The organism is Achromobacter sp. ES-001 (assembly GCF_019448355.1).
In the GTDB taxonomy this organism is placed as follows: Bacteria; Pseudomonadota; Gammaproteobacteria; order Burkholderiales; family Burkholderiaceae_B; genus Achromobacter; species Achromobacter spanius_B.
The window spans coordinates 2,937,774-2,961,578 of record NZ_CP079940.1 but is presented as its reverse complement, the minus strand read 5'-3'; the positions used below and the strand labels follow the sequence as shown (position 1 = coordinate 2,961,578).

The window sequence follows — 23,805 nt, the reverse complement described above, 5'->3', positions numbered from 1 at the left end:
ACCCACACCGCACGACATAAAAAAACCGGCAGATGCCGGTTTTTTTATGTGCGCTGAATGCTGAATGCTGAATGGCTCTCGCGTAGCAACTCCGGCATTCGAACTTTCAGGCGGCGCCTGGGCAGCCATTCGCCATGCTGAATTCGCAATTCCCGCGCCGTCCCACCGCAACCGCCATCAAGCCACGTGTTGCAGTAAGTCCTTTAACCGCTGGCTGGGCGGGTTGCTGAGCAGTTCAGCCGGCGGGCCGTCGTGCGCGATTTTGCCGGCGTCGATGAAGATCAAACGGCTGCCCACCTTGCGCGCAAATTCCATCTCGTGCGTGACGACCACCATCGTCATGCCCTCTTCCGCCAGGTCGCGCATCACTTTCAGCACTTCGTGGCGCAGTTCCGGGTCCAACGCCGAGGTGGGTTCGTCGAACAGCATCAGCTTGGGTTTGATGGCCAATGCGCGCGCGATGGCCACGCGTTGCTGCTGCCCACCGGATAGCTCGGACGGAAAGTGGTTCATGCGTTCGGCCAAGCCCACCTTGTCCAGCAAGCCTATCGCCAGCTCGCGCGCTTCGTCGCGACTTTGGCCACGCGTGTGCACGGGGCCGAACATCACGTTTTGCAGCGCGGTCATTTGCGGGAAAAGGTTGAACTGCTGAAACACCATGCCCGCTTCACGGCGAATTTCGCGCACCTGCGCGGCGTCGCCCTTGACGCTCAGGCCATCGACCAGAAGATCGCCATCGTTGATGGTTTCCAGTACGTTGATGCACCGCAGGAAGGTGGACTTGCCCGAACCCGACGGCCCCACCACCACCACGACCTCGCCCGCATCGATGTTCAGCGAGATGCCGTTCAGCACCATCGATTCGCCGAAGTTCTTGGTGACGTTATGAAATTCAACCATGCTCATAATATGCGCATCCTTCTTTCCACCATGTGCAGCGTCAGCGCCATCAGGCCGGTCAGGATCAGGTAGACGATCGCCACGGCGGACCAGATTTCGACGGCGCGGAAGTTGCTGGCCATGATTTCCTGGCCCTGGCGCGTCAGTTCAGCCACGCCGATCACGATGAACAGCGAGGAATCCTTCAAGCTGATGATGCACTGGTTGCCCAGCGGCGGGATCATGCGGCGAAACGCCACCGGTCCGATGATGTGGAACAAGATCTTGTGAAACGGCAGGCCCATTGCCTGCCCGGCTTCCTTCAGCCCCTTGTGCACCGACAACAGCGCGCCGCGCACGATTTCAGAAATATAGGCACCCGAGTTGATGATCAATGTGACGATGGCCGCCCATTCCGCATCCACCCGGATATCGGCAAGCAACGGCAAGGCAAAGTAGATGAACATCACCTGCACGACAATCGGCGTGCCGCGAATGACCGCCACATAAACCTGCGCGATGACCGACAGGACGATATTGCCGTAGGCCCGCGTCACGCCCGACAGCGCGCCCAGCAGAAAACCACCAAACAAACCCCAGAACGTGATCTTGATGGTCATCAGCGTACCCTCAAGCAGATTGGGTAACGCGCCCTCGATTACAGTCCAGTCAAACTCCACGATCTTCCCCCCAAGGCACCGACGGGCGCCGCATCATGGCGGCGCCGCGCGCGGGCAATTCCCACGGGCGGCGCCAAAAACACCTATCTGCTTACGGCTTCTTGCCGAACCACTTTTCGTAGATGGCGTCGTACTGGCCGTTGGCCTTCAGTGCGGCCAGCGCCTTGTTCACCTGCGGCACCAGTTCGCTGCCCTTGGGGAAGGCGATACCGTAGAAGTCGCCGCTCTTGACCGAGCCCACGACCTTCACGCGGCCCTTGCCGGCCGAGTTGGCGTAGTACTGCACGTTGGGGGTGTCGTGCACGGCGGCATCGACCCGGCCGGTGGCCAGTTCAAGGTAGGCGTTGTCGATGTTGGGGAACAGCTTCAACTTGGCGTCCGGCACCTGCGCTTTCAGGAAGTCGACGGTGGCGGTGCCGGTCTTGACGGCGACGGTCTTGCCGGCCAGGGACTTGGCGTCCTTGATGTCGGTGTTCTTTTCGCTGACCAGAATGGCCAGGCCGCTTTCATAGTAGGGGTCCGAGAAGTCGATGACTTTCTTGCGGTCGTCGCGGATCGTGATGCCCGCCAGCGCAGCGTCGATATTCTTGGTTTGCAGGCCCGGGATGATGCCGTTGAAGTCCATCGGCTGAAGCTTGTACTTCAGCTTGAGTTCCTTGGCGATCGCGGCCCACAGGTCTACGTCAAAGCCTACGTAGGTATTGCCCTGCTTGAACTCGAACGGCACGAAAGCGGTATCGGTGGCCACCACCAATTCCTTGCCTTGGGCTTGCGCGCCGGAGGCAGCGCCGAACATGGCCACGGACAGGCCGACCAAGGCGGCGGCGACTTTACGTTTGATCATGAAACTCTCCTCTTGGGGACCGTCGGCACCCCGGGGTTGTTGTAGGGGCATGATTCCTGGGCGGCGCCGGGGTCTCCGGCGCGGCTTATCGGCGATCTTAACGCATCCGTCCCCACCCGGCAGAGCTTAGAAAAATTACAATCCGCATGACACCCCGGAGAATCCCCATGCCCTACAAATATGTACGCATTGCCGGAAACCGGCGTCAGGTCGGCCTGGCGCTGGGCAAGTTGGCCCGCCCGCTGATGTCGGTCTACCTGGCGCAAAGCAGCACCTGGGAAGCGCTGCGGCGCTGGCGCGATCATCGATACGTGGAAGAATTGGCCCAGCATGCGCAGACGGCGCTGCCGGCAATATGGGAAGAACTGGAAGGCATGGCGGAAGGGCTGCGCATGCCGGTCCAGGACGTGCTGCTCTGGAACTGCCGTGGCGATCTTTTGCACAGCACGAACGACGGTTGCACGACCGTCGCGTTAAACGGCGCGGACGGCGCCCGGTGGATCGGCCACAACGAAGACGGCGACCCTTATCTGTATGGACGTTGCCATCTGGTCGACGTGGCGCTGGACGACGCGCCCGGCTACGTCAGCTTCTATTACCCGGGGTCGTTGCCCGGCCACACCTTCGGCGCCAACCGCGCGGGGCTCGTCCAGACCATCAACAACCTGCGCACCCGCCAACGCCATCCCGGCGTGCCGCGCATGTTCCTGGCGCGCGCGGTGCTGGACTGCGCCACATTGGACGAGGCCCTTGCGCTGCTGCGCGACCTGCCCCATTCCGGCGGCTTTCACCACACGCTGGGCAGCGCAACCGACCCGCGACTGATCAGCGCCGAAGTGACCCCGGGCGCGGTGTCGGTGCTGGACATCGGCACGCGCTACGGCCATGCCAACCATATGATTCACGCCAAGACCCGGGCGCAACCCCAGGTGGTGACCGAGTCATCGCGCGACCGGCAGAACAGAATCGAAGGCATCGTGGACGGCTGGTCGCCGCAGACCGGCAGCGCGGACCTGTTGGCCGCGCTGCACGATACGCTGGGCGCCCTGCCCATCCTGCGCACGGACGCCTCGGATCCGGACGGCGAAAACACACTGGCCACCGCCGTGTTCGAAATCCGCGACGATGACGTGACACTGCGCGTCTATGACCGTCGCACGATGGCGGACATTGCGTTGGATGTGATGTCAGAGCCGGAATGACCCGGCTCTGTAGTCGGCGCCATCACACCCCCCGCCATCACACCGCGCCGTAGCCTCCGCCCCCGGGGGTTTCGACAACGAAGATGTCGCCCGGATGCAGCTGGGCGCTGTCTTGCGGGCCAAGCTCTTGAATCGTGCCGTCCACCCGTTCGATCAAGTTACGGCCCATCGCGCCCGGTTGCCCACCCGCCAGACCAAACGGCGCGTAGCGGCGGTTGTTGGACAGGATGGCCGCCGTCATGTCTTCCAGGAAACGGATCCGGCGCACGCCGCCCTCGCCGCCCGGATAGCGCCCCGCACCGCCCGAACCCTTGCGGATTTCGTAAGACTCAAGCCGCACCGGGAACCGGAATTCCAGCACTTCGGGGTCCGTCAGGCGCGAATTGGTCATGTGCGCCTGGACCACCGACGTGCCGGCGAAGCCTTCGTCGTGCGGGCCCGCCGCGTCGATGCGAACCGGTCCCGCACCCGTACCGCCCGAGATGGTCTCGTAATACTGATGGCGCGCGTTGCCGAAGGTGAAGTTGTTCATGGTGCCCTGGCTGGCCGCCAGCACGCCCAACGCACCATACAGCGCGTTCACGATGCACATCGACGTTTCCACGTTGCCCGCCACCACCGAGGCCGGCGGGTTCGGACGCAGCATCGAGCCTTCCGGCAAGATGATCGACAGCGGGGCAAGGCACCCGTCGTTCAGCGGGATGTCGTCGTTGACCATCGTGCGGAACACATACAGCACCGCCGCCACGGCAATCGCGCCGGGTGCGTTGAAGTTATTGTCCAGCTGCGGCGACGTGCCGGTGAAATCGACCACCGCGCTGCGTGCCTGCGTGTCCACCTTGACGGCCACGCGGATCACCGCGCCGTTGTCCAGCGGGTATTCGTAGCTGCCATCTTTCAGCACCGAAATCACCCGGCGCACCGCTTCTTCGGCGTTGTCCTGCACGTGGCCCATGTAGGCGCGCACAACGTCCAGCCCGAAGTGGTCGCACATGCGCAGCAGCTCTTGCACGCCCTTTTCATTGGCGGCGATCTGCGCGTGCATGTCGGCGATGTTCTGATCCGGATTGCGCGCGGGCCAACGGCCCGAGCCCAGGATGTCGCGCGCGGCCTGATCACGGAATTCGCCGTTCTTGACCAATTGGAAATTGGTGAACAGCACGCCCTCGTCTTCCACCGTCTTGGAGTCCGGCGGCATGGAGCCCGGCGTGGTGCCGCCGATATCCGCGTGGTGACCACGCGAACCGACGTAGAACAGGATCTCGCGGCCGGCGTGATCGAACACCGGCGTGATGACCGTCACGTCGGGCAAGTGCGTGCCGCCGTGGTAAGGATCGTTCACCACATAGGCATCGCCCGGCATCATGCGCCCGGCGTTGGCGTTCATCACCGTGCGCACCGACTCGCCCATCGACCCCAGGTGCACCGGCATGTGCGGCGCGTTGGCGATCAGGCGGGCCTGCGAATCGAAAATGGCGCAGGAAAAGTCCAGCCGCTCCTTGATGTTCACCGAGTACGCCGTGTTCTGCAGGCGGTAGCCCATCTGCTCGGCAATCGACATGAACAGGTTGTTGAACACCTCCAGCATGACCGGATCCGCTTGCGTGCCGATGCTGCGACGATCCGCGCGCGCTTCGATGCGGCGGATCACGAAATGGTCTTGCGACGTCAATTCCGCTTGCCAGCCCGGTTCCACCACCGTGGTCTGGTTGGGCTCGGAGATGATGGCGGGGCCCGTCACCACGTCACCGCCCGCCATGTCTTCGCGCACGTACAGCGGCGTGTCGCGCCACTCGCCCGCGCTGTACATGCTGACGACTCGGCGGGCCGCCAAGGCGCCGTCGCGGGTACGCGGCACGGCCGCCTCGCTGACTCGTTCGCCGCCGCCCGTGGCTTCCACCGAAATGGTCTCCACGACCAGTTCGCGGTTGGGCATCAAGAAGGAATAGCGCTGGCGATAGGCGGCCTCGAAGTCGCTGCGTGCCTGCTCCAGCGTGGAAAACGCCACTTCCAGCGCGGTGTCGGTGCCGCGATATTTCAGATGCAGACGGCGTTGCACGGAGATATCGCCGTCGGGCACATGCTGGCGGCGCAGTTCGCCCACGGCTTGTCCGGCCAGCACATCCAGTTCGTCCTGAAGCTCGCCCATCAGGCCGGCGTCCAGCACCTTTTCAACGGTCTTTTGGCGCATGTCGGTCTGGTCGGCCAAGCCCATGCCGTAGGCAGACAACACGCCGCCCAGCGGATGCGCAAACACCGTCGTCATGCCCAAGGCGTCGGCCACCAGGCAGGCGTGCTGGCCGCCGGCGCCGCCGAACACCGTCAAGGCGTACTCCGTTACGTCGTGGCCGCGCTGCACCGAAATGCGCTTGATGGCTTCCGCCATGTTGCCCACGGCAATTTCCAGGAAGCCTTCCGCCAATTGCTCCGGCGTCATCTCGCGGCCAGTGGCCGCGCGCACTTCATCGGCCATCGCGGTGAAGCGCTCGACCACCGCGTCGCGGTCCAGCGCTTCATTCGCGTCGGGGCCGAACACATTGGGAAAGAAGTCGGGCTGGATCTTGCCCAACAGCACGTTGCAGTCCGTCACGGCCAAGGGGCCGCCACGGCGATAGCAGGCGGGGCCGGGGTTGGCGCCCGCCGAATCCGGGCCGACGCGCAGGCGCGCGCCGTCGAAATGCAGGATGGACCCGCCGCCTGCCGCCACCGTGTGGATGCTCATCATGGGCGCGCGCATGCGCACGCCGGCGACCTGGGTTTCGAATTCGCGTTCGAATTCGCCCGCGTAGTGCGACACGTCGGTCGACGTGCCACCCATGTCAAAGCCGATGACCTTGGGAAACCCGGCGATCTCGCTGGTGCGCACCATGCCGACGATGCCGCCGGCCGGGCCGGACAAAATGGCGTCCTTGCCGCGGAAACGGTGCGCGTCCGTCAGGCCGCCGCTCGATTGCATGAACATCAGGCGGATGCCGGGCAGTTCGCCCGCCACCTGATCCACATACCGCTTCAAGATGGGCGACAGATACGCGTCGACCACCGTCGTGTCGCCGCGCGACACGAACTTGATCAGCGGGCTGACCTCGTGCGAGGCCGACACCTGGGTGAAGCCCACTTCGCGGGCGATGCGCGCCGCGCGCTGCTCGTGGTCCGTGGCGTGCCAGGCGTGCATGAACACGATGGCCACGGCGCGGATGCCGCTGTCATAGGCGGCTTGCATGCCGGCCCGCAAGCCGGCTTCGTCCAGATCGCGAATGACTTCGCCGTCCGCGGCCACGCGCTCATCGGCTTCCACGACGGATTCGTAAAGCATTTCGGGCAGCACGACGTTGCGGTCGAACAGGCGGGGCCGGTTCTGATACGCAATGCGCAGCGCATCGCGGAACCCGCGCGTGGTCACCAGCAGCGTGCGTTCGCCCTTGCGTTCCAGCAAGGCGTTGGTGGCCACCGTCGTGCCCATCTTCACGCATTCAACCTGGTCCACGGGCACCGGCTGTCCGGGCGCCACGCCCAGCAGCTTGCGGATGCCGGCCACGGCCGCGTCGCGATACTGCTCGGGGTTTTCCGACAGCATCTTTGCCGTGGTGGTGGTGCCGTCGGGGCGGCGCGCCACGATATCGGTGAAGGTGCCCCCACGATCGATCCAGAATTGCCACTTCTTCATGCGTAATCCTTGAAAACAAACGGCCACGGCGGGTGCCGCCGCGGTCGGGTTGCGGTGTGCCGGGCCAGGCCCGATCAGGTTCAGAGTGAGGTTGCCGCCCTTGCGGCCTGGTCGTACAGGCCGGACAGCGAGCGCAAGGCGTGGGCCAATTGGCGGCTGAAATCCAGCCCGCCCCCGCCCGGCCCATCCAGGCCGGACGTCAGGCATTGTTCGCGGATGTCGCCGTAGCGCTTGAGGATGTCCGCGCCGTCGGGCGTAACGCTGTAGAAAACTTCCTTGCTGTTGCGTTCGCCCTTGACCACGCCCAGCCGCTCCAGCTTTTTCAACGCATAGCTGACGATGTGCGTGTCTTCGACATTGAGCGTGAAGCAGATGTCCGCCAGCTTCTTGGCGCGCTGGCGATGGTAGACGTGGTGAAACACCATGACGTCGGTGGGCGTCAGGTCCGGCAGGCCGGCGGCTGCCATGCAGCGCACCGTCCAGCGGTCAAAGGCGTGGCTGGCGATCATCAGGCCGAATTCGACCTCGGACAAATCGGGCGCGCTGCCGCCAGCCAAGTGGGCTGACGAGGCGATCAACGTGGGGCTCATGGAACGCTCAAGCCAAGTTTATATGGATGAAATACTAATAATTTATGTGTATTTCATCCATAAAAAATATGACCTGGACGGCCAAAAACGGCCGTAAACGGCCATTTCAAGGGAAATCCCCTAGCGGTTCGAACGTTCCAGCGGGGGGAACGTGGGCACTGGGCCGCCGCTATAACGCCGTTATGACGCCGCTATGACACCGTTATGACGCCGCTATGACACCGTTATGGCGCCGTCCAGCCCTGCGGCAGATTGGCCCGGATCAGCCAGCCGGCAATCGAAATGCGCGGCGCGATGTCCGGCATGGGGTCGCCGGGGCCGAACCAGCGCGCATCGGCAATCTCGTCTTCCTGCACGCGGATGTCACCCGACACGTAGTCGGCGGTGAACGCCACCATCAGCGAATGCGGAAAGGGCCAGGGCTGGCTGCCGAAGTACTGCAGGTTGCCGACCTTCAGGCCGACTTCCTCGAAGACTTCGCGGTGCACGGTCTCTTCGATGCTCTCGCCGGGTTCGACAAAACCGGCCAGCGCCGTATAGCGCGAGGTCGCGGTCGTGGTGTGCCGCGCCAGCAGGATGCTGTCGCCTTTACGGATCAGCACCATCATGGCGGGCGAAATGCGCGGGTACGCGGAAAAGCCGCAGGCGGGGCAGCGCAGGCAGAACTCGTGCGGCACGCGCTCGGCGGGCGTGCCGCAGGCGCCGCAGAACCGGTGCGTGCGAGCCCATTCGGCGATTTGATACGCCCGGCCGGCCAGGGCCATGCGTTCATCGTCCAGCACGCCGAACAGCGAACGCAGCTTCTTGAACGCGTAACCCTCGGGCGCTTCAAGCGTGGGGTCCACGTGCGCCGTGCGATACGGCGAATCGGGTACGGACCAGATGGCTTGCAAGGCCGGCGACGCCAGACCGATGCGTTCGCACAACGCCAAATCCGGCAACACGCTGGACGCTTCTTCGACCAGCAATTCATCACGGCGGAAAACGAAATTCACTAGAGCCTCTGCAGCACGCTTCGATCCCGCAATCTTAGAAGAAAAATCGGTGCGTAAAGGTGTCGCGGACGGTGCGCGCGCAAAGTTTTAGCCTTCAACGATGTGTCGCGTCCGGGCCTAGGATTAACCCGTAAAACCCCATTTTTTGTGCGCGTTGTTGCCGCGCAGCACCATAGAATGGCACGGCTTTTAGGCCGCGCGTCATCCGCGCAGCAGTCTCTTTCAAGAATGCCTATCGGGCAAAACCCGTCTTCACCATTCGCACAGAAGGACCTTCCATGTACAAGAAAATCTCATTGCTGGCCGGCAGCATCGTCCTGGCGTTCAGCGCGGGCGCACAGGCCCAAACCAAATGGGACCTGCCCAGCGCCTACCCCGCCAGCAACTTCCACGTTGAAAACCTGACCACGTTCATCAAGGACGTGGACACGCTGTCGCAAGGCAAGCTGAAGATCCAGCTGCACAACAACGCTTCGCTGTACAAGGCGCCGGAAATCAAGCGCGCGGTGCAAGGCAACCAGGCACAGATCGGCGAAATCCTGCTGACCAACTTCGCCAACGAAGACCCGATCTACGAACTGGACGGCCTGCCCTTCCTGGCCACCGGCTACGAAGCCTCGTTCAAGCTGTACCAGGCGCAAAAACCCTTCCTGGAAAAGAAGCTGGCCTCGCAAGGCATGACGCTGCTGTACGCCGTGGCGTGGCCGCCCCAAGGCATCTTCGCCAACAAGGACATCAAGCAGATCAACGACATGAAGGGCCTGAAGTGGCGCGCCTACAGCCCCGTCACCGCCAAGATCGCCGAACTGGTCGGCGCGCAGCCGGTCACGGTGCAGCAGGCGGAACTGGCTCAGGCGCTGGCTACCGGCGTGATCGATTCGTACATGTCGTCGGCCTCGACCGGCTACGACACCAAGACGTACGAGTACATCAAGAAGTTCTACGACACGCAGGCCTGGCTGCCCAAGAACGCCATCATCGTCAACAAGAAGGCGTTTGACGCGCTGGACCCGGCTACGCAAGACGCCTTGAAGAAGGCCGCCGCGCAAGCCGAGGAACGCGGCTGGAAGCTGTCGCAGGAAAAGAACAAGTGGTATCAGGAAGAGCTGGCCAAGAACGGCATGGAAACCATCAAGCCGACCGTGGAACTGAAGGAAGGCCTGTCGGTGATCGGCAAGCGCATGCTGGATGATTGGCTGAAGAAGGCAGGCGCCGACGGCCAGGCCATGATCGACGCCTACAAGAAGCAGTGATCTTTTTATGCGCCGCTTTCTAGATGGTCTTTACGGCGCGGCCGGCCTGTTGGCCGGCTTGTGCACGATCGGCGTTCTGGTCTCGGTGCTGGCGGCGATCATCGCCCGCCAGCTCAGCCTGAACATTCCTGGCACCGATGCGTACGCAGGCTACTTCATGGCCGCGGCGGGTTTCCTGGCGTTATCCAGCACGTTCAAGCACGGCGAACACATCCGGGTCACGCTGTTGCTCAATTCGTTGGCACCGGCGGGCAGCCGCCGCCTGGACATTTTTGCGCTGGCCGTGGGCTCGCTGCTGGCCTCGGCCTTTGCCTTTTTCAGCATCAAGCTGACGTACGACTCCTGGCTGTACAACGACATCTCCACGTCCAACGACGCCACGCCGCTCTGGATTCCGCAGATCAGCATGGCGGTGGGCACGGTGTTGTTCCTGGTCGCCCTTGTCGACGAATTGATCCGTCGTTCACGCGGCGTGGCCGCCGCTACTTCGCAGCAAACCCATGAATGAACTTCTTGTCATCACCCTATTGGTCGTTTCGATCTTCGCGCTGTTGGGTTGCGGGGTCTGGGTCGGCCTGACGCTGGCAGGCACGGCGTGGATCGGCATGGAGATTTTCTCCAGCCGTCCGGCCGGCGACGCCATGGCCGTCACCATCTGGGGCGCTTCGTCCAGCTGGACGCTGACCGCCCTGCCCTTGTTCCTGTGGATGGGCGAAATCCTGTTTCGCACGCGCTTGTCCGAAGACCTGTTCAAGGGTCTGGCGCCGTGGCTGAACCGTTTGCCGGGTCGGCTGCTGCACACCAATGTGATCGGTTGCGCGATTTTCGCGGCGGTGTCGGGCTCCAGCGCGGCGACCTGCGCGACGGTCGGCAAGATGACCATTCCGGAACTGACGCGCCGTGGCTACCCCGAAGACAAGATCCTGGGCACGCTGTCGGGCGCGGGCACACTGGGCCTGTTGATTCCGCCTTCGATCATCATGATCGTGTACGGCGTGGCGGCCGACGTGTCGATCGCCAAGCTGTTCATCGCGGGCATCTTCCCCGGCATCGTGCTTGCGCTGTTGTTCATGGGCTATATCGGCTGGTGGGCCATCCGCAACCCCGGGCAGGTGCCGGCGGCGGACCCCGGCATGTCGTTCATGCAGAAGCTGTCGCAATCGCGCCACCTGATTCCGGTCATGGTGCTGATCGGCGCGGTGCTCGGCTCCATCTACAGCGGCATCGCCACCGCCACGGAAGCGGCGGCGGTGGGCGTGGTGGGCGCACTGCTGTTGTCGGCGCTGCAAGGCTCGCTGAACCGCTCGACCTTCATGCAATCGCTGCTGGGCGCCACCCGGCTGTACTGCATGATCGCGCTGATCCTGGCGGGCGCACAGTTCCTGACGCTGGCAATGGGCTATATCGGCCTGCCGCGCGCGTTGGCGGAATGGATCGGCGGACTGGGCTTGTCGCAGTTCGGCCTGATCATGGCGCTGATGGTCTTCTTTGTGGTGCTGGGCTGCTTCCTGGACGGCATTTCCATCGTGGTGCTGACCATGGGCGTGCTGTTGCCGACGGTGCAAGCTGCCGGCATCGACCTGATCTGGTTCGGCATCTTCATCGTTTTCGTGGTGGAAATGGCACAAATCACGCCGCCGGTGGGCTTCAACCTGTTCGTGCTGTCCGGCATGAGCGGGCGTGAATTGCCTTACATCGCGCGGGCGTCATTGCCCATGTTCTTCCTGATGATTGTGGCGGTGCTGCTGCTGTATTTCATTCCGGGCATTGCCACATGGCTGCCCTTGCACATGACGCTGTAACGCTATGACGCTGTAATGCCGTGATGTCGCCGCCTGGACACCCGGGCACGACCTTCAAGAACCCCGGTCCTGGACTGGGGTTTTTTTTGGAACAATCGCGCCATTGTCCCGGCGCCCGACTATTTTTTTGATCTGTAAACCAGGGAAAACGCCAAAAACAATTTGGCCCTGCACATCCCGTAACTTTTTTAGAATCCCCAGGCGCTGCCCCCTTGCACCAGTTTGGCGCAATGCCGTGGCAGCCAACCTTTTGGGCCAATGCTCCGGACCCGCACTGCCATCAAGCAGCGTCGGTGCAACGGCCCAACGTCGGACGATCCGCCCGGCGCGGTCAACCCGGCCACAAGCCAGGTCACACACTACAAAACAGCTACACAGGAGGAGTCCTCAGTGAAACGCATCACTCTTACGCTCGCCGCCGCAGGCCTGGGCCTGGCCGCGGGCGCCGCATCGGCGGAAACCAGCGTCACCCTGTACGGCATCGCCGACGTCAGCATCCGCTACCTGAGCACCAGCGCCGGCAGCGTGGGCGAAGACGGCAGCCGTGTGTCGATGGAAAACGGCGCCATCTCGAACAGCCGCTGGGGCCTGCGCGGCTCGGAAGACCTGGGCAACGGCAACCGTGCCTTCTTCCGCCTGGAAAACGGCTTCAACATGCAGAACGGCAATTCGTCGGCTACGGGCAAGACGTTCGGCCGCCTGGCCTACGTGGGCCTGGACGGCGGCAACATCGGCCAGCTGACGCTGGGTCTGCAAAACACGCCGATGTTCGATCTGCTGGCCGACTACTTCGATCCGCTGACCGTGGGTAACTACGATCAGAACGCCTGGTTGCCCGCCGCGATGTCGCGCGTGCGCACCAACAACATGACCAAGTATTCCAACACCATCGGCGACCTGTCGTTGGCGTTGTCGTGGGCCAACGGCGAAAGCTGGGAAGACCACAAGGCCGGCCAGCAGTACGGCGCCAGCCTGCGCTACATGATCGGCAAGCTGGGTCTGGGCGCGGCCTACCAGCAGACCTACGACGGCCTGGATTCCGACCTGCGCCAGCGCGTGTGGAACCTGAACGCGTCCTACCAGTTTGAAACCACCAAGGTGTTCGCCGGCTACTTCAATGGCCGCGACGAAACGGGCTGGGTCAACGCCGTCATGGGCGGCACCACCACCGCCAACCTGGACCGCAAGGACAACGGCTATTTCGTGGGCGCCACGTGGCAAGCCACGCCGCGCTGGGCCATTACCGGCGCGGGCTACTACGACCAAAGCAAGAACGTGGTCGAAGACGGCGACAAGGGCAAGCGTTACGCCCTGGTCGCGGTGGCCGAATATTCGCTGTCCAAGCGCTCGCAGGTGTACGGCACGGTGGACTGGAACAAGGTCAGCAGCGCCGCCAGCGACGAAATCGCCGGCAAGAACCACCAGATCGGCGCCGCCGTGGGCTTCCGCCACATTTTCTAAGCGGCACGCAGGTCGGGCGTTTTCGAAACGCCCGATGCACAAATCAGACCACAAACCCAAAAACCCCATCGCAGCACACAGGCTGCGATGGGGTTTTTGTTTACAGCATCGCCATCCGGCTGTTGACCAGATCGGTCACCAGCATGTGCCCCGGCGCATGCGTAATGCAGAACTCCGGACGCACCGACGACACCACCGATTGCGGCGTGACGCCGCAGGCCCAGAACACGGGCATTTCGCCCGGCCGGATTTCGACCGCGTCGCCGTAGTCGGGCTGGTTGATGTCGGCAATGCCGATCAGCGCCGGGTCGCCAATATGCACGGGTGCGCCGTGCACCGACGGAAAGCGCGACGTGACCTGAATGGCGCGGATGGCATCCGCCGCCTTCAAGGGGCGCATGGACACCACCAGAGGCCCGCTGAAGGCGCCAGCCGGATGCGTCGGGATGTTGGTGCGGTACATCGGCACGTTGCAGCCTTGCTCGATATGACGCACCGGCAAGCCGTTATCCAGCATGGCCTCTTCGAACGAAAACGAGCATCCAATCAGGAACGACACCAGATCGTCGCGCCAGATATCGCGCACGTCGGTGGGTTCGGCCACCAGCTCGCCGTTCTTCCAGACGCGGTAGCGCGGGATGTCGGTGCGGATATCGATGTCTGCACCCAGTTCCGGCAGGGCCGGGTTACCGGGTTCGGACATGGCCAGCAACGGGCAAGGCTTGGGGTTGCGCTGGCAGAAATGCAGGAAGTCCGCTGCCAGCGCGCGCGGCAGGATGGCCAGGTTGGCCTGGACGTGGCCCGGCGCCAGATTGGCCGTGGGGCCGGTCAGGCGCCCGCTGCGCGCGTCCAGACGCGCCTGGCGGGCCAGTTGGACACTATTGCGTACGACGTCGACGGGCGACATGAAAAATCCTCTTGATGCGGTTGTGAAGCACCGGGCGATCAGTGCCCGGCAAGCAGCGCCTCGATGGCCAGGCCGACGGCCAGGATGCGGCGGTCGGCGCCGTTGCTGCCGGCGATCATCAAGCCCACGGGGGCCGTATCCGGCGCATGGCAAGGCAGCGACAGCGCGCAGCCATCCAGGAAGTTGATCAGCGTGGGGTTGCGCAGAATCAGGCCATTGGCCGCGTAATAGGCTTCGTCGGAAGCGACCAGGTCGGCCACCGCCGGCGCCACGATAGGCGTGGTCGGCATGATGAGCGCGTCGTAGCCGGCAATGCGGCGATCCACCGCCGCCACCCACGCTTCGCGCGCATCCAGCAAATCGATGTAATCCGCGGCGCTCATGTCCTGGCCACGCATGATGCGCGAGACCACGCGCGGGTCGTAGCGCTTGCCGGCGCGCGCGATCAGGTCGCGGTGCCAGGCCCAGGCTTCGGCCGCCGTGAAGCCGCCCTTGCTGTTGATGCCGCCAACCTCGGCGAACTCCGGAATGGAGATTTCGTCGACCAGCGCGCCGGCTTCCTTCAGCCGGGCCACGGCCGCGGCGAAACTGTCGGCCACGTGCTTGTCCATGGCGTCCAGCGCCAGCGTGGTGGGCACGGCCAGGCGCAGGCCGCGCAGCGCCATGGCTTCGGGCACGGGGCCGCCGTCGCCTGACAGAATGGCGTCCAGCTCGGCGCAGCAACGCACGCTGGCGGCGATGGGGCCGATGGAATCCAGGTTGGCCGACAAGGGCAGCACGCCCTGCATCGACACGCGCCAGGCGCTGGGCTTGAAGCCCGTCAGGCCGCACAGCGCGGCCGGAATGCGCACCGAGCCACCGGTGTCGGAACCAATGCCGGCCACGACCATGCCGTCGGCCACGGACACCGCCGCGCCCGAGGACGAGCCGCCCGGAATGCGGCCGGTGGCGCGGTCGTACGGGTTCAGCGGCGTGCCGTGGTGCGGGTTGATGCCCAGGCCCGAATACGCGAATTCGGTCATGTTGGTGCGGCCGATGATGACGGCGCCGGCCGCGATCAGGCGCTGCACGACGTCGGCGTTGGCGTCAGCCGCCGGTTCGCCTTCGCGCGCGACCGAGCCGGCCATGGTGGTTTCGCCTTCGATGTCGAACAGGTCCTTGATGCTGATCGGCAGCCCTTCCACCGCCGAACGCACGATGCCCGCCGCCCGCAGGGTGTCGGAGGCGCGCGCCTGCGCCAATGCCGACTCGGCATACAGCTTGGTGAAAACGCGGGCGCCCTCGCCCGCCGCATCCTGCGCGCGCGCCAGCGCCAGTTCGGTCAGCGCGACCGAGCTGGTACGGCCCTCGTTCAGGGCCAAGGTCAGATCATTCAAGGTCGAAACCATCATTGTCCTCGTGCCGCCTAGCGGCGTAAAAGTGCCGACAGGCGCAGCCTGAATAGGCGCGCCCGGCGTTCAATGCCATGCAGAAACGGAATCAGGCCACCATGGGCAGCGATTCGACATGATAGCGATGGCTGATCGTGCGTTGGCGGCGCGGATCGAACAATTCCATGGTGAAGTCCGCCGCGGCGCGGATGCCGCCGATGGCGCCCACGGTGCCGCAGGTCATGCCCGCGCCTTGCGGCAGCACGGCGGCGCCGCCGGTGTAGCCGGCAATCAGGTCCTGCGGCGTGCGCAGCGTGGACAGCGGGCCTTCCTGGTACAGCACCTTTTCACCGTTTTCGACGATGTACGAGCGGATGACCAATTCGTCCCAGTAGTCGGCCACGTCGGCCAGGCGCCAGGCTTCGCTTGCCACCGGCTTCACGCAGACCTGCTTGGACATGGCGACGCTGACGGTTTCCAGCTTGCGGTCGGTATGGTCCGACGCGATGCTGACGTACATCTCGCCGTCCACGGCGAACACGAACGTTTCGACTTCGCCCGACGAATCCTCGCCCACGGCCTGCACTTGCGTGGCCTGGGTCAGCTGGTTGTCGGCAATGCGGTAGTACAGCGGCACGCTGGTCGGGCGCGGCACGCCGATGGCGGCGAGCTCTTCGATGTGGTGCTCGATGGCGGCCATGTCGCGTCCGGCCCAGCCGGCCACGATCAGGGTGTTGAAGTCCACTTCCACCTGGCGGGGATTGGCGTCGTCGATCTTGAATACGGCTTTCATATCAGTCCTGCGGAAATAACGGGTGGGAAACGGTGCGGCCGCGGTGGGCCGCACCCGGTTCAAACAAAAAGTCTTTTCAATCGATCAATCAATTGATCAATCCATCGATCAATTGATCAATCCATCAACCAAACGCGCGCGGCAACCACAGCGCGATGTCGGGCCAGAACGCCAGCAACCCCAGCATCACGAACATGGCGGCCACGAACGGCAGGCTGCCGATGATGACGGCGCTCATCGAGCCGCTCTTGCGCAGGCTTTGCACTACGAAAAGGTTCAGGCCCACGGGCGGCGTGATCAACGCGGCTTCAACCAGGATGATGATGACGATGCCCAGCCAGATCGGGTCGTAGCCCAGCGCGATCATGATGGGCGCCACGATGGGAATCGTCGTGATCATCATGGACAGCGTTTCCATGAAGCAGCCCAGCACCAGGTAGAAGATCACCACGATCAGCAGCATCCACCCCGGCGACAAGCCCAGGCCGGTGATCGACTTGGTCAGCGCATCCGTCAGGCCCGTGGCCGACATGATGAAGTTCAGGAAGCTGGCCGCGATGACGATCAGCATGATCATCGCCGTGGACCGCATCGTGCCTTCCATCACTTCGCGCAGCATCTTCCAGGACAGCCGGCCGAACCAGGCGGCCAGGATGAAGGCGCCCAGCACGCCCAGCGCGGCGGCTTCCGTCGGCGTGGCAAGGCCCGCGTAGATGGAACCGACCACCAGGAAGAAGATGCCCATGGGCGGCGCCAGGTGCACCAGGCTGGCAAGACGCTGGCCCCAGGTTGCATGGATCTTCTTGCCGCCCCAGGACGGCTTGGCCACGCAAGCCACGACCACCGTCAGCATGAACAACGCCGCCATCGCGAAGCCGGGGATGATCCCGGCCAGGTACAGCTTGGGCACGGACGAATTGGTCAGCACGCCATAGATGACCAGGTTGATGGACGGCGGAATCAGGATGCCCAACGTACCGCCCGCAGCCAGGCTGCCCAGGAACAGCGGCTCGTTGTAGCCATACTTGCGGATCTGCGGAATGGCCACGGTGCCGACGGTGGCGGCGGTTGCCACGCTGGAACCCGAGGTTGCCGAGAACAAGGTGGACGCGCCGATGTTCGCGTGCATCAAGCCGCCCGGCAACCACGACAGCCACAGGCTCATCGCGCTGTACATGCGTTCGGCAAAGCCCGCGCGCAGCAGCACTTCGCCCAGCATGATGAACAGCGGAATCGCCACCAGCAGGAACTCGTTGTTGGAGCTCCAGGAAATTTCACCGATGGCGCGCGACAGCGGCAACATCGAAAAGAGCGGGTCCAGGATCAGACCCAACACGCCAAGCGCGGCGCCCACGGGAATGGACAGCCCGATCAGCACCAGCAACAACGTCAATGCGGTGGAAATCATGCTGCGTCTCCCTTGACCATGCGCTCGCCGGCGGCGGCTTCTTCTTCAGCTTCTTCTTGCGCGGAACGCACGCCGCAGATCTGCTTGACCAGTTCGATGTCGCCCGTGACCAGCGCGGCGGAGGCGCGCGCCAGCATCAAGGCCACCGTGATGCACATCCAGGCCAGGCCCAACAGCCACAAACCTTGGGGCACCCACAGCGGCGTGGCCAGCGGGGTGTTGGCGGCGGACTTCTGGGCCCATGAGGTCTGCACCACGTCGTAGGCGTAGTACGTCAGGAACACCATGAAGACGGCCAGCGACACCATGGAAATCCAGTCGAGCACGGCCGACAGGCGCACCGGCAGGTATTGATAAAGCACGTCGACACGCACGTTGGCGCGTTGCAACGTGGCGAACGCCAGCGCCCAGGACGTGCTGATGGCAAATGCGTAGCTGGACAACTCGTCGGCGCCACCGGTGGTGAAACCCAGGAATTTGCGGGCCAGCACGTCGAACGAGATCAGCAGCACGCTGGCCACCGTCAACGCGCCGCCGGCCCATACGGCCACGCGCGAAAAACTCTCGGCGCGCCGCAACAGGCCGCCCAGCAGGCGGAAGTGTTCGGTTTGGGTCATGGATAGAACCTCTGCGGGCTAGCGCCCGGTATGACTTGCGGAAAAGCGCGCCGCCGCGCGATGCGGCGGCGCTGTCCAGCGCTTACTTGCTGGCGGTCAGGCCCAGCGTCTTGCCGATGGTGGCGTTGAAGTCCTTCACGCACTGTGCCGAGCAACGGGCGGCCCACTTGGGCAACACGGCTTCTTGCGCAACCTTCTTGAGCAGCGCGCGGTCGGCATCCGACGGTTGCACCAAAACCATCTTGCCCTTGACCGGGAACGGGCAAGCGGCGGCGCCGGTGTTGCAGTCATAGCCTTCCTGCGTCTGGCGGGCAGCGGCTTCCCAGATGTTGTCCACCAGCGTCTTCACGTTGGCTTGCAGGAACGTGCGCACGGCGGGGTCCAGCTTGTCCCAGGCCTTTTGGTTGACGGCGTGGATCTGCTGGTTCCAGTTGATCGGCAGCGCCACCAGGTGGGTGGACACTTCGTACCACTTGGCCGAGTAGCCCGACAACGAACCGGTGATGGCGCAATCGACCACCTTGTTTTGCAGCGCCGGCACCACTTCACCGAAGGCCATCGTCACGCTGGAACCGCCCAGCGCTTCAACGAATTCGGCCGTGGTGCGGCTGCTGGTGCGAACCTTCTTGCCCTTGATGTCGGCCAGGCCCTTGATGTCCGCGTTGCAGAACAGCACCTGGGCGGGATAGGTCGAGATGCCCAGCAGCTTGACGTTGTTGCCTTCGCCGTAGAGCTTGGCGTAGACGGGTTCGAACGCGTCGGTCACGGCGCGCGCGGTCTTGACGTCGGGCGCCAGGCCGGCCAGGTCGATGGCTTCGTTGATGGGGTTGTCGCTGGCGAAATACGACAGCGTGGCGGTGCCGAATTCAATCACGCCTTGCGACATCAGGCGCAGCAACTCGGGGCCCTTCAGGCCCATTTCGTTGAAGCCCTTGATTTCCGCCGTGACCTGGCCCTTGGACAGCTCGGGAATGGTCTTCGTCCAGAACGGCTTTTCGTAGTCGTTATAGGCGGTCAGGTTGGACAGGCCTCCCACGACCTTCAACTGGGTTTTGGGCAGGTCCTGTGCGTGGACGGCGCCGGCAAGCATGCTGGCGGCGACGGCTGCAAAAACAAGAGACTTCTTCATGGACAAAACTCCTGGCTGGCGGGATGGTCTGTCGCGCGCGGGATCCCGTTACCCGTGTCGCGCGCGGTTTGGTTCAGGTAATCAGGCGCGAAGATCGCGTGCGAGGCGCGGCCGAGGGCTGGGCGCCAAGGTCCGGAATAGGCTCGAAAGATGGTTCATGCTTTTCCCCCGCACTGTGTATCCAGGCGTTGCATTTTTGCTGTTTCGCCATTGCATCGTCCGGGGCGGCAAGCGTCCAATCGTATGTTGCGATGTGGGGGTATAAATATTTCTTGGGTCTCGCCGGATCGTTGTCGGGCCGTTTTCGCAAACGACGGCCTGGCGCGGCTTTTCAGGCGGTTGGGCAGGCGGGGACGGGTGTCCGGCTGCCCGGAATGCGGGATGACTACGCGCCTCCTCTGGGGGAAAACACCTAGGCGGGAATGCCGTCTCCGGCCTGCGCCGCGACCTTTTGCGCCATCTGCGCAATCACCCTGACCGCGTGGCTATCCGGCCCCTGCACCCAGGTTGCGGTAAAGCTCAGTTCAGGCAAGGGGTCGGCCTGCACACGCAGAATGCGCAGTTCGCCCCGCGCCAGTTCCTTGCCCAGGAACACCGGCGCGATCACGCTGGTGCCGATGCCGTCCTGCGTCATTCGGACCACCATGGACATGGACGCACTGCCATACATACGCGGCGAGGCCACGCCCGCGCGCGTCAGCATGTCGCGCACGACCCGGTACGGCGAGCTGTTGGACGGATACGTGATGATGGGCAGCTTGCCGATGCGTTCCAGCGTCAGCGGCTCGGGGCCGAGGTCCAGCGTGGGGCTGGCCACCCAGGCCAGCGGGTAGCTGCACAGCGGCAGGTTTTCGACACGGGCCTCAAGCACCGGCCCCATCAGGAACGCCAGGTCGATCTGGCGCGACATCAGGTGCGGGCGCAACACGTGGGTGGTATCCACTTCGATCTCGAGCACCAGCGCGGGATAGGTGGAATGGATCAGTTCGATCAGCGTGGGCAGCCACGTCTGCACGATGGTTTCCGCCACGCCGATGCGCACCGTGCCGGTCATGACGTTTTGCTCGCGCGCCGCCTCAAACATATCGCGCCGCACTTGCAGCATGCGTTCGGCGTGCGACAGCAGTTCGTGGCCCTTGGCGGTCAGCTTGACGCCGCGCGCGTCGCGCTCGAACAGCCGCACGCCCAGGTCTGCTTCCAGCGAGGCGATGCGTTGCGACACCGCGGGTTGCGTGGTGTTGAGCTTGTCGGACGCGGCGCGAAAGCTGCCCAGCGTGGCGACCCAAAAAAAAGTTTCGACGTTACGTAGTTCGATCATTGGCCTGTTCCCCCGGCGCGATGAGCGTATCATGGCAGCCGCCCATTTCCCCATCAGGAGCCCGTCCATGCCCCCGGCCGATCCAGGTCGCCCACAAGCCCCCGCGCCCGCCTCGCGCGGCCCGCTCGTCGGGATCTTGCTGCTGGTGCTATCGATGTGGACGCTGTCCTGTCTGGACGCCAGCGGAAAGTGGGTCATGAACGCGGGCGTGCCGCTGCTGGTGCTGTCGTGGTTTCGTTACGTGGTGCACCTGATCCTGGTGCTGGCGCTGGTGTTGCCGGCGCGCGGGCTGCGTGTGCTGCGCAGCAACAAGCCGCGCGAACAACTGATACGCGGCGGCTCCATGTTCCTGGCCACGCTGATGTTCTTCACGACGCTCAGCTACATTCCGCAGGCCGAGGCCACGGCCATCAACTTCCTGGCGCCCCTGCTGGTGCTGTCCCTGGCACCCTGGATTCTGAAAGAGCCCGCCCGCCTGTCGCGCTTCGTGGCGGCGGGCATCGCGTTTATCGGCGTCATCATCGTGATCCGTCCCGGCGGCGGGCTGCATCCCATCGGCACCATTTTTGGCCTGCTGACCGCGTGCTGCTTTGCCGCTCAGTTCATCGCCACGCGGCGCGTGGCGGGCGATGACCCGTTCACGTCCTTGATCTGGAGCGGCGCGGTGGGCACCGCCTGCCTCACGCTGACCCTGCCTTTCGTGTTGCCGGCCGCCCTGCCCGTTCTGCAATCGTTGTCCACATTCGATTGGTTCTTGCTGATTTCGACCGGCCTGACGGGCGGGGTTGGACATCTATTCCAGATCGCCGCCTACCGCCGCGCGCCGGCATCCACGCTTGCGCCCTTCATCTACCTGCAAATCATCAGCGCCACGTCGGTGGGCTGGCTGGTCTGGGGACACTTTCCCGACCCGCTTACGTGGTTGGGTATCGCGATCATCTGCGCCAGCGGCATCGGCATCGGCCTGATCGAATGGCGGCGCAGCATGGCGATCAGCGCCGCGGCGGCCCGCGTGGGCGCCCGCTAAGCGCGGGCCTTTCCTGCCCACCCGCCCCGCCCGCCAGCGCGCGCGAAGCCGCTCCCGTACAATGCTCGACTCTTTTTGCGCTTTGGCGCATCGGCTTTCCCGGCATCCGGCATTTCCCCGAACGAGGTCTTCATGATCATCAAGCCCCGCGTGCGCGGCTTTATCTGCGTTACCACCCACCCCGTTGGCTGCGAGGCCAACGTCAACAAGCAGATCGACTACGTCCGGGCGCAAGGACCCATCGCCGGGGGCCCCAAGCGCGTGCTGGTGCTGGGCGCGTCCACCGGCTATGGACTGGCGGCGCGCATCAGCGCGGCCTTCGGCTGTGGCGCGGAAACGCTGGGCGTTTTTTTCGAACGCCCGGCAGACGCCGCCAAGGCCGGCACGCCGGGCTGGTACAACACCGCCGCTTTCCACAAGGCGGCCCAGGCGCACGGCCTGGCGGCGCAAAGCATCAATGGCGACGCGTTCTCGGACGAGATCAAGCAAAAGACCATTGCCGCCATCAAGGCAGGCATGGGCCAGGTTGACCAGGTCATCTACAGCCTGGCCGCCCCGCGCCGCACGCACCCCAAGACGGGCCAGGTGTTCAACTCCACGCTCAAACCCATTGGCCACGCCGTGAACTTGCGCGGCCTGGACACCGACCGCGAAGTCGTCAAGGAGTCCGTGCTGGAGCCGGCCACTCAAGCCGAGATCGACGCCACCGTGGCCGTGATGGGCGGTGAAGACTGGCAGATGTGGATCGACGCATTGCTTGAAGCGGGCGTGCTGGCCGAAGGGGCCACGACCACCGCGTTCACCTACCTGGGCGAAAAGATCACCCACGACATCTATTGGAACGGCTCGATCGGCGCCGCCAAGAAAGACCTGGACGACAAGGTGCTGGATATCCGCGCCAAGCTGGCCGCGCGCGGCGGCGACGCCCGGGTGTCGGTGCTGAAAGCGGTGGTCACGCAGGCCAGCTCGGCCATCCCGATGATGCCGCTGTACCTGTCGCTGTTGTTCAAGACCATGAAAGAGCAAGGCACGCACGAAGGCTGCATCGAACAGGTGTATGGCCTGTACCGCGACAGCCTGTGCAGCGACACGCCGATCCTGGACGCCCAGGGCCGCCTGCGCGCCGACTACAAGGAACTTGATCCGAAGGTTCAAGAAGCCGTGCAGGCGCTTTGGCACCAGGTCACCAGCGACAACATCTATCAGCTGACCGACTTTGCCGGCTACAAGCAGGAATTCCTGCGCCTGTTCGGTTTCGAGATCGATGGCGTGGACTACGAGGCCGACGTTGACCCCGCCGTGGAAATACGCGGCCTGATCTGATCAGGGGCGTTCAGTGCGCGCGCCGGCCGTGCTACGGCCGCGCGCATCGCATCACAGATACTCCAGTGTGACCAGCCGGTGCGGCACATCGCGCGCACCGCCCCTGCCAGGCAAGGGCTGCAATGCCTTCGTGCTGACCTTGACGACGCTGTCGGTCGCGGTGGCCGCGCGGCCGGCGGCAGCCGCACAGACGATGCGCGGCGTGGTCCGCGCAGCTTCGCGCGACGGGCTGGCCTGGCAACGGGTGGGTTCGACAATCATGCCGGAGAACCGGATGATGCCCCCCGCGGCGCTGACCGCCATGGGGGCAAGCATGGCGGCGACAAACACAACAAACGCTGAACAACGAATCATCATGGCGGCTCCAGGGCGTTGGCAACGTCTGGCAAGCGCGTTTGCCCGCCAGAGGGCACTCCCCAGACATCACCTTGGTATCCCCTTGGCATCGCGGCGCGTATCGCAATGCGCCGTTTTCAATTCCATGTCTCGGTTGTCAATCAGACTACTCTGAAGATTTTTTCGTATCAATTTGGATTAAGTCTA

General features: G+C 64.0%; 21 protein-coding genes. 7 read left to right on the top strand and 14 right to left on the bottom strand.

Annotated elements, in window-relative coordinates:
* Positions 1-177: 177 nt before the first annotated feature.
* The 3 genes from glnQ to glnH all read right to left on the bottom strand — a co-directional run bounded on the left by glnQ (position 178) and on the right by glnH (position 2,403).
* A complete protein-coding gene (gene glnQ / locus KYT87_RS13455) occupies positions 178-906 on the bottom strand; it encodes a glutamine ABC transporter ATP-binding protein GlnQ (protein ID WP_219992445.1) in 729 nt (242 codons plus the stop codon).
* Entirely contained in the window at positions 903-1,559 is a 657-nt protein-coding gene (gene glnP / locus KYT87_RS13450) for a glutamine ABC transporter permease GlnP (protein ID WP_046804953.1), read from the bottom strand. Before glnP ends, glnQ begins: the two co-directional genes overlap by 4 nt.
* A 91-nt stretch (positions 1,560-1,650) precedes the next feature.
* On the bottom strand, positions 1,651-2,403 hold the full coding sequence (gene glnH, locus KYT87_RS13445) for a glutamine ABC transporter substrate-binding protein GlnH (protein WP_046804954.1): 753 nt from the start codon (positions 2,401-2,403) through the stop codon (positions 1,651-1,653).
* 167 nt (positions 2,404-2,570) lie between these two features.
* Between glnH and KYT87_RS13440 the strand changes: the two genes are divergently transcribed.
* On the top strand, positions 2,571-3,605 hold the full coding sequence (locus tag KYT87_RS13440) for a C45 family peptidase (RefSeq protein ID WP_219992444.1): 1,035 nt from the start codon (positions 2,571-2,573) through the stop codon (positions 3,603-3,605).
* Positions 3,606-3,642: 37 nt separating this feature from the next.
* Here the strand turns inward: KYT87_RS13440 and KYT87_RS13435 are convergent, their stop codons facing one another.
* The 3 genes from KYT87_RS13435 to nudC form a co-directional block, all read right to left on the bottom strand.
* Positions 3,643-7,269 (bottom strand): hydantoinase B/oxoprolinase family protein, encoded by a 3,627-nt coding sequence (locus KYT87_RS13435; protein ID WP_219992443.1) that lies wholly within the window; start codon positions 7,267-7,269, stop codon positions 3,643-3,645.
* A gap of 80 nt (positions 7,270-7,349) precedes the next feature.
* On the bottom strand, positions 7,350-7,859 hold the full coding sequence (locus tag KYT87_RS13430) for a winged helix DNA-binding protein (protein ID WP_046804957.1): 510 nt from the start codon (positions 7,857-7,859) through the stop codon (positions 7,350-7,352).
* A gap of 224 nt (positions 7,860-8,083) precedes the next feature.
* Positions 8,084-8,854, bottom strand: a complete 771-nt coding sequence (nudC, locus tag KYT87_RS13425) for an NAD(+) diphosphatase (protein ID WP_046804958.1) — start codon at positions 8,852-8,854, stop codon at positions 8,084-8,086.
* Positions 8,855-9,132: 278 nt separating this feature from the next.
* Between nudC and KYT87_RS13420 the strand changes: the two genes are divergently transcribed.
* The 4 genes from KYT87_RS13420 to KYT87_RS13405 all read left to right on the top strand — a co-directional run bounded on the left by KYT87_RS13420 (position 9,133) and on the right by KYT87_RS13405 (position 13,370).
* Positions 9,133-10,107: a TRAP transporter substrate-binding protein gene (locus KYT87_RS13420; RefSeq protein ID WP_046804959.1), complete on the top strand. Its 975-nt coding sequence runs from the start codon at positions 9,133-9,135 to the stop codon at positions 10,105-10,107.
* 7 nt (positions 10,108-10,114) lie between these two features.
* Positions 10,115-10,615, top strand: a complete 501-nt coding sequence (locus KYT87_RS13415; protein WP_046804960.1) for a TRAP transporter small permease — start codon at positions 10,115-10,117, stop codon at positions 10,613-10,615.
* Entirely contained in the window at positions 10,608-11,909 is a 1,302-nt protein-coding gene (locus tag KYT87_RS13410) for a TRAP transporter large permease (protein WP_046804961.1), read from the top strand. Before KYT87_RS13415 ends, KYT87_RS13410 begins: the two co-directional genes overlap by 8 nt.
* A gap of 390 nt (positions 11,910-12,299) precedes the next feature.
* Positions 12,300-13,370 (top strand): porin, encoded by a 1,071-nt coding sequence (locus KYT87_RS13405; RefSeq protein ID WP_104143904.1) that lies wholly within the window; start codon positions 12,300-12,302, stop codon positions 13,368-13,370.
* Positions 13,371-13,470: 100 nt separating this feature from the next.
* Here the strand turns inward: KYT87_RS13405 and KYT87_RS13400 are convergent, their stop codons facing one another.
* The 7 genes from KYT87_RS13400 to KYT87_RS13370 form a co-directional block, all read right to left on the bottom strand.
* Complete coding sequence (locus KYT87_RS13400; RefSeq protein WP_104143903.1) at positions 13,471-14,277, bottom strand: putative hydro-lyase; 807 nt, start codon at positions 14,275-14,277, stop codon at positions 13,471-13,473.
* A gap of 38 nt (positions 14,278-14,315) precedes the next feature.
* Positions 14,316-15,665, bottom strand: a complete 1,350-nt coding sequence (locus KYT87_RS13395; RefSeq protein ID WP_219992661.1) for an amidase — start codon at positions 15,663-15,665, stop codon at positions 14,316-14,318.
* Between the two features lie 91 nt (positions 15,666-15,756).
* Complete coding sequence (locus KYT87_RS13390) at positions 15,757-16,440, bottom strand: DUF2848 domain-containing protein (RefSeq protein ID WP_219992442.1); 684 nt, start codon at positions 16,438-16,440, stop codon at positions 15,757-15,759.
* 124 nt (positions 16,441-16,564) lie between these two features.
* The gene (locus KYT87_RS13385) at positions 16,565-17,848 is read right to left on the bottom strand and encodes a TRAP transporter large permease (RefSeq protein ID WP_219992441.1); all 1,284 of its coding nucleotides are present in this window, start codon (positions 17,846-17,848) and stop codon (positions 16,565-16,567) included.
* Positions 17,845-18,465 carry a TRAP transporter small permease subunit gene (locus KYT87_RS13380; RefSeq protein ID WP_046804966.1) on the bottom strand — a complete coding sequence of 207 codons (621 nt, stop codon included), beginning with the start codon at positions 18,463-18,465 and terminating at the stop codon, positions 17,845-17,847. The genes KYT87_RS13385 and KYT87_RS13380 overlap by 4 nt, the downstream gene beginning before the upstream one ends.
* 82 nt (positions 18,466-18,547) lie before the next feature.
* Positions 18,548-19,594, bottom strand: a complete 1,047-nt coding sequence (locus KYT87_RS13375) for a TRAP transporter substrate-binding protein (RefSeq protein ID WP_046804967.1) — start codon at positions 19,592-19,594, stop codon at positions 18,548-18,550.
* Positions 19,595-20,006: 412 nt separating this feature from the next.
* Entirely contained in the window at positions 20,007-20,912 is a 906-nt protein-coding gene (locus tag KYT87_RS13370) for a LysR family transcriptional regulator (protein ID WP_046804968.1), read from the bottom strand.
* Between the two features lie 67 nt (positions 20,913-20,979).
* On the opposite strand from KYT87_RS13370, the gene KYT87_RS13365 reads away from it, so the two are divergent.
* Together KYT87_RS13365 and fabV are read left to right on the top strand one after the other, a co-directional pair.
* On the top strand, positions 20,980-21,939 hold the full coding sequence (locus KYT87_RS13365) for a DMT family transporter (RefSeq protein WP_219992440.1): 960 nt from the start codon (positions 20,980-20,982) through the stop codon (positions 21,937-21,939).
* A 132-nt stretch (positions 21,940-22,071) separates the two neighbouring features.
* Positions 22,072-23,262 (top strand): enoyl-ACP reductase FabV, encoded by a 1,191-nt coding sequence (gene fabV / locus KYT87_RS13360; protein ID WP_219992439.1) that lies wholly within the window; start codon positions 22,072-22,074, stop codon positions 23,260-23,262.
* A 51-nt stretch (positions 23,263-23,313) separates the two neighbouring features.
* Here fabV and KYT87_RS13355 read toward each other — a convergent pair whose 3' ends face one another.
* A complete protein-coding gene (locus KYT87_RS13355; protein ID WP_219992438.1) occupies positions 23,314-23,619 on the bottom strand; it encodes a hypothetical protein in 306 nt (101 codons plus the stop codon).
* Positions 23,620-23,805 lie beyond the last annotated feature (186 nt).

Excerpts from the sequence above, each read along its gene's own strand:
- glnQ (WP_219992445.1), bottom strand. The coding sequence starts at position 906 with ATGAGCATGGTTGAATTTCATAACGTCACCAAGAACTTCGGCGAATCG.
- glnH (WP_046804954.1), bottom strand. The coding sequence starts at position 2,403 with ATGATCAAACGTAAAGTCGCCGCCGCCTTGGTCGGCCTGTCCGTGGCC.
- KYT87_RS13440 (WP_219992444.1), top strand. The coding sequence starts at position 2,571 with ATGCCCTACAAATATGTACGCATTGCCGGAAACCGGCGTCAGGTCGGC.
- KYT87_RS13435 (WP_219992443.1), bottom strand. The coding sequence starts at position 7,269 with ATGAAGAAGTGGCAATTCTGGATCGATCGTGGGGGCACCTTCACCGAT.
- KYT87_RS13430 (WP_046804957.1), bottom strand. The coding sequence starts at position 7,859 with ATGAGCCCCACGTTGATCGCCTCGTCAGCCCACTTGGCTGGCGGCAGC.
- KYT87_RS13420 (WP_046804959.1), top strand. The coding sequence starts at position 9,133 with ATGTACAAGAAAATCTCATTGCTGGCCGGCAGCATCGTCCTGGCGTTC.
- KYT87_RS13415 (WP_046804960.1), top strand. The coding sequence starts at position 10,115 with ATGCGCCGCTTTCTAGATGGTCTTTACGGCGCGGCCGGCCTGTTGGCC.
- KYT87_RS13410 (WP_046804961.1), top strand. The coding sequence starts at position 10,608 with ATGAATGAACTTCTTGTCATCACCCTATTGGTCGTTTCGATCTTCGCG.
- KYT87_RS13400 (WP_104143903.1), bottom strand. The coding sequence starts at position 14,277 with ATGTCGCCCGTCGACGTCGTACGCAATAGTGTCCAACTGGCCCGCCAG.
- KYT87_RS13395 (WP_219992661.1), bottom strand. The coding sequence starts at position 15,665 with ATGGTTTCGACCTTGAATGATCTGACCTTGGCCCTGAACGAGGGCCGT.
- KYT87_RS13390 (WP_219992442.1), bottom strand. The coding sequence starts at position 16,440 with ATGAAAGCCGTATTCAAGATCGACGACGCCAATCCCCGCCAGGTGGAA.
- KYT87_RS13385 (WP_219992441.1), bottom strand. The coding sequence starts at position 17,848 with ATGATTTCCACCGCATTGACGTTGTTGCTGGTGCTGATCGGGCTGTCC.
- KYT87_RS13380 (WP_046804966.1), bottom strand. The coding sequence starts at position 18,465 with ATGACCCAAACCGAACACTTCCGCCTGCTGGGCGGCCTGTTGCGGCGC.
- KYT87_RS13375 (WP_046804967.1), bottom strand. The coding sequence starts at position 19,594 with ATGAAGAAGTCTCTTGTTTTTGCAGCCGTCGCCGCCAGCATGCTTGCC.
- KYT87_RS13370 (WP_046804968.1), bottom strand. The coding sequence starts at position 20,912 with ATGATCGAACTACGTAACGTCGAAACTTTTTTTTGGGTCGCCACGCTG.
- KYT87_RS13365 (WP_219992440.1), top strand. The coding sequence starts at position 20,980 with ATGCCCCCGGCCGATCCAGGTCGCCCACAAGCCCCCGCGCCCGCCTCG.
- fabV (WP_219992439.1), top strand. The coding sequence starts at position 22,072 with ATGATCATCAAGCCCCGCGTGCGCGGCTTTATCTGCGTTACCACCCAC.
- KYT87_RS13355 (WP_219992438.1), bottom strand. The coding sequence starts at position 23,619 with ATGATGATTCGTTGTTCAGCGTTTGTTGTGTTTGTCGCCGCCATGCTT.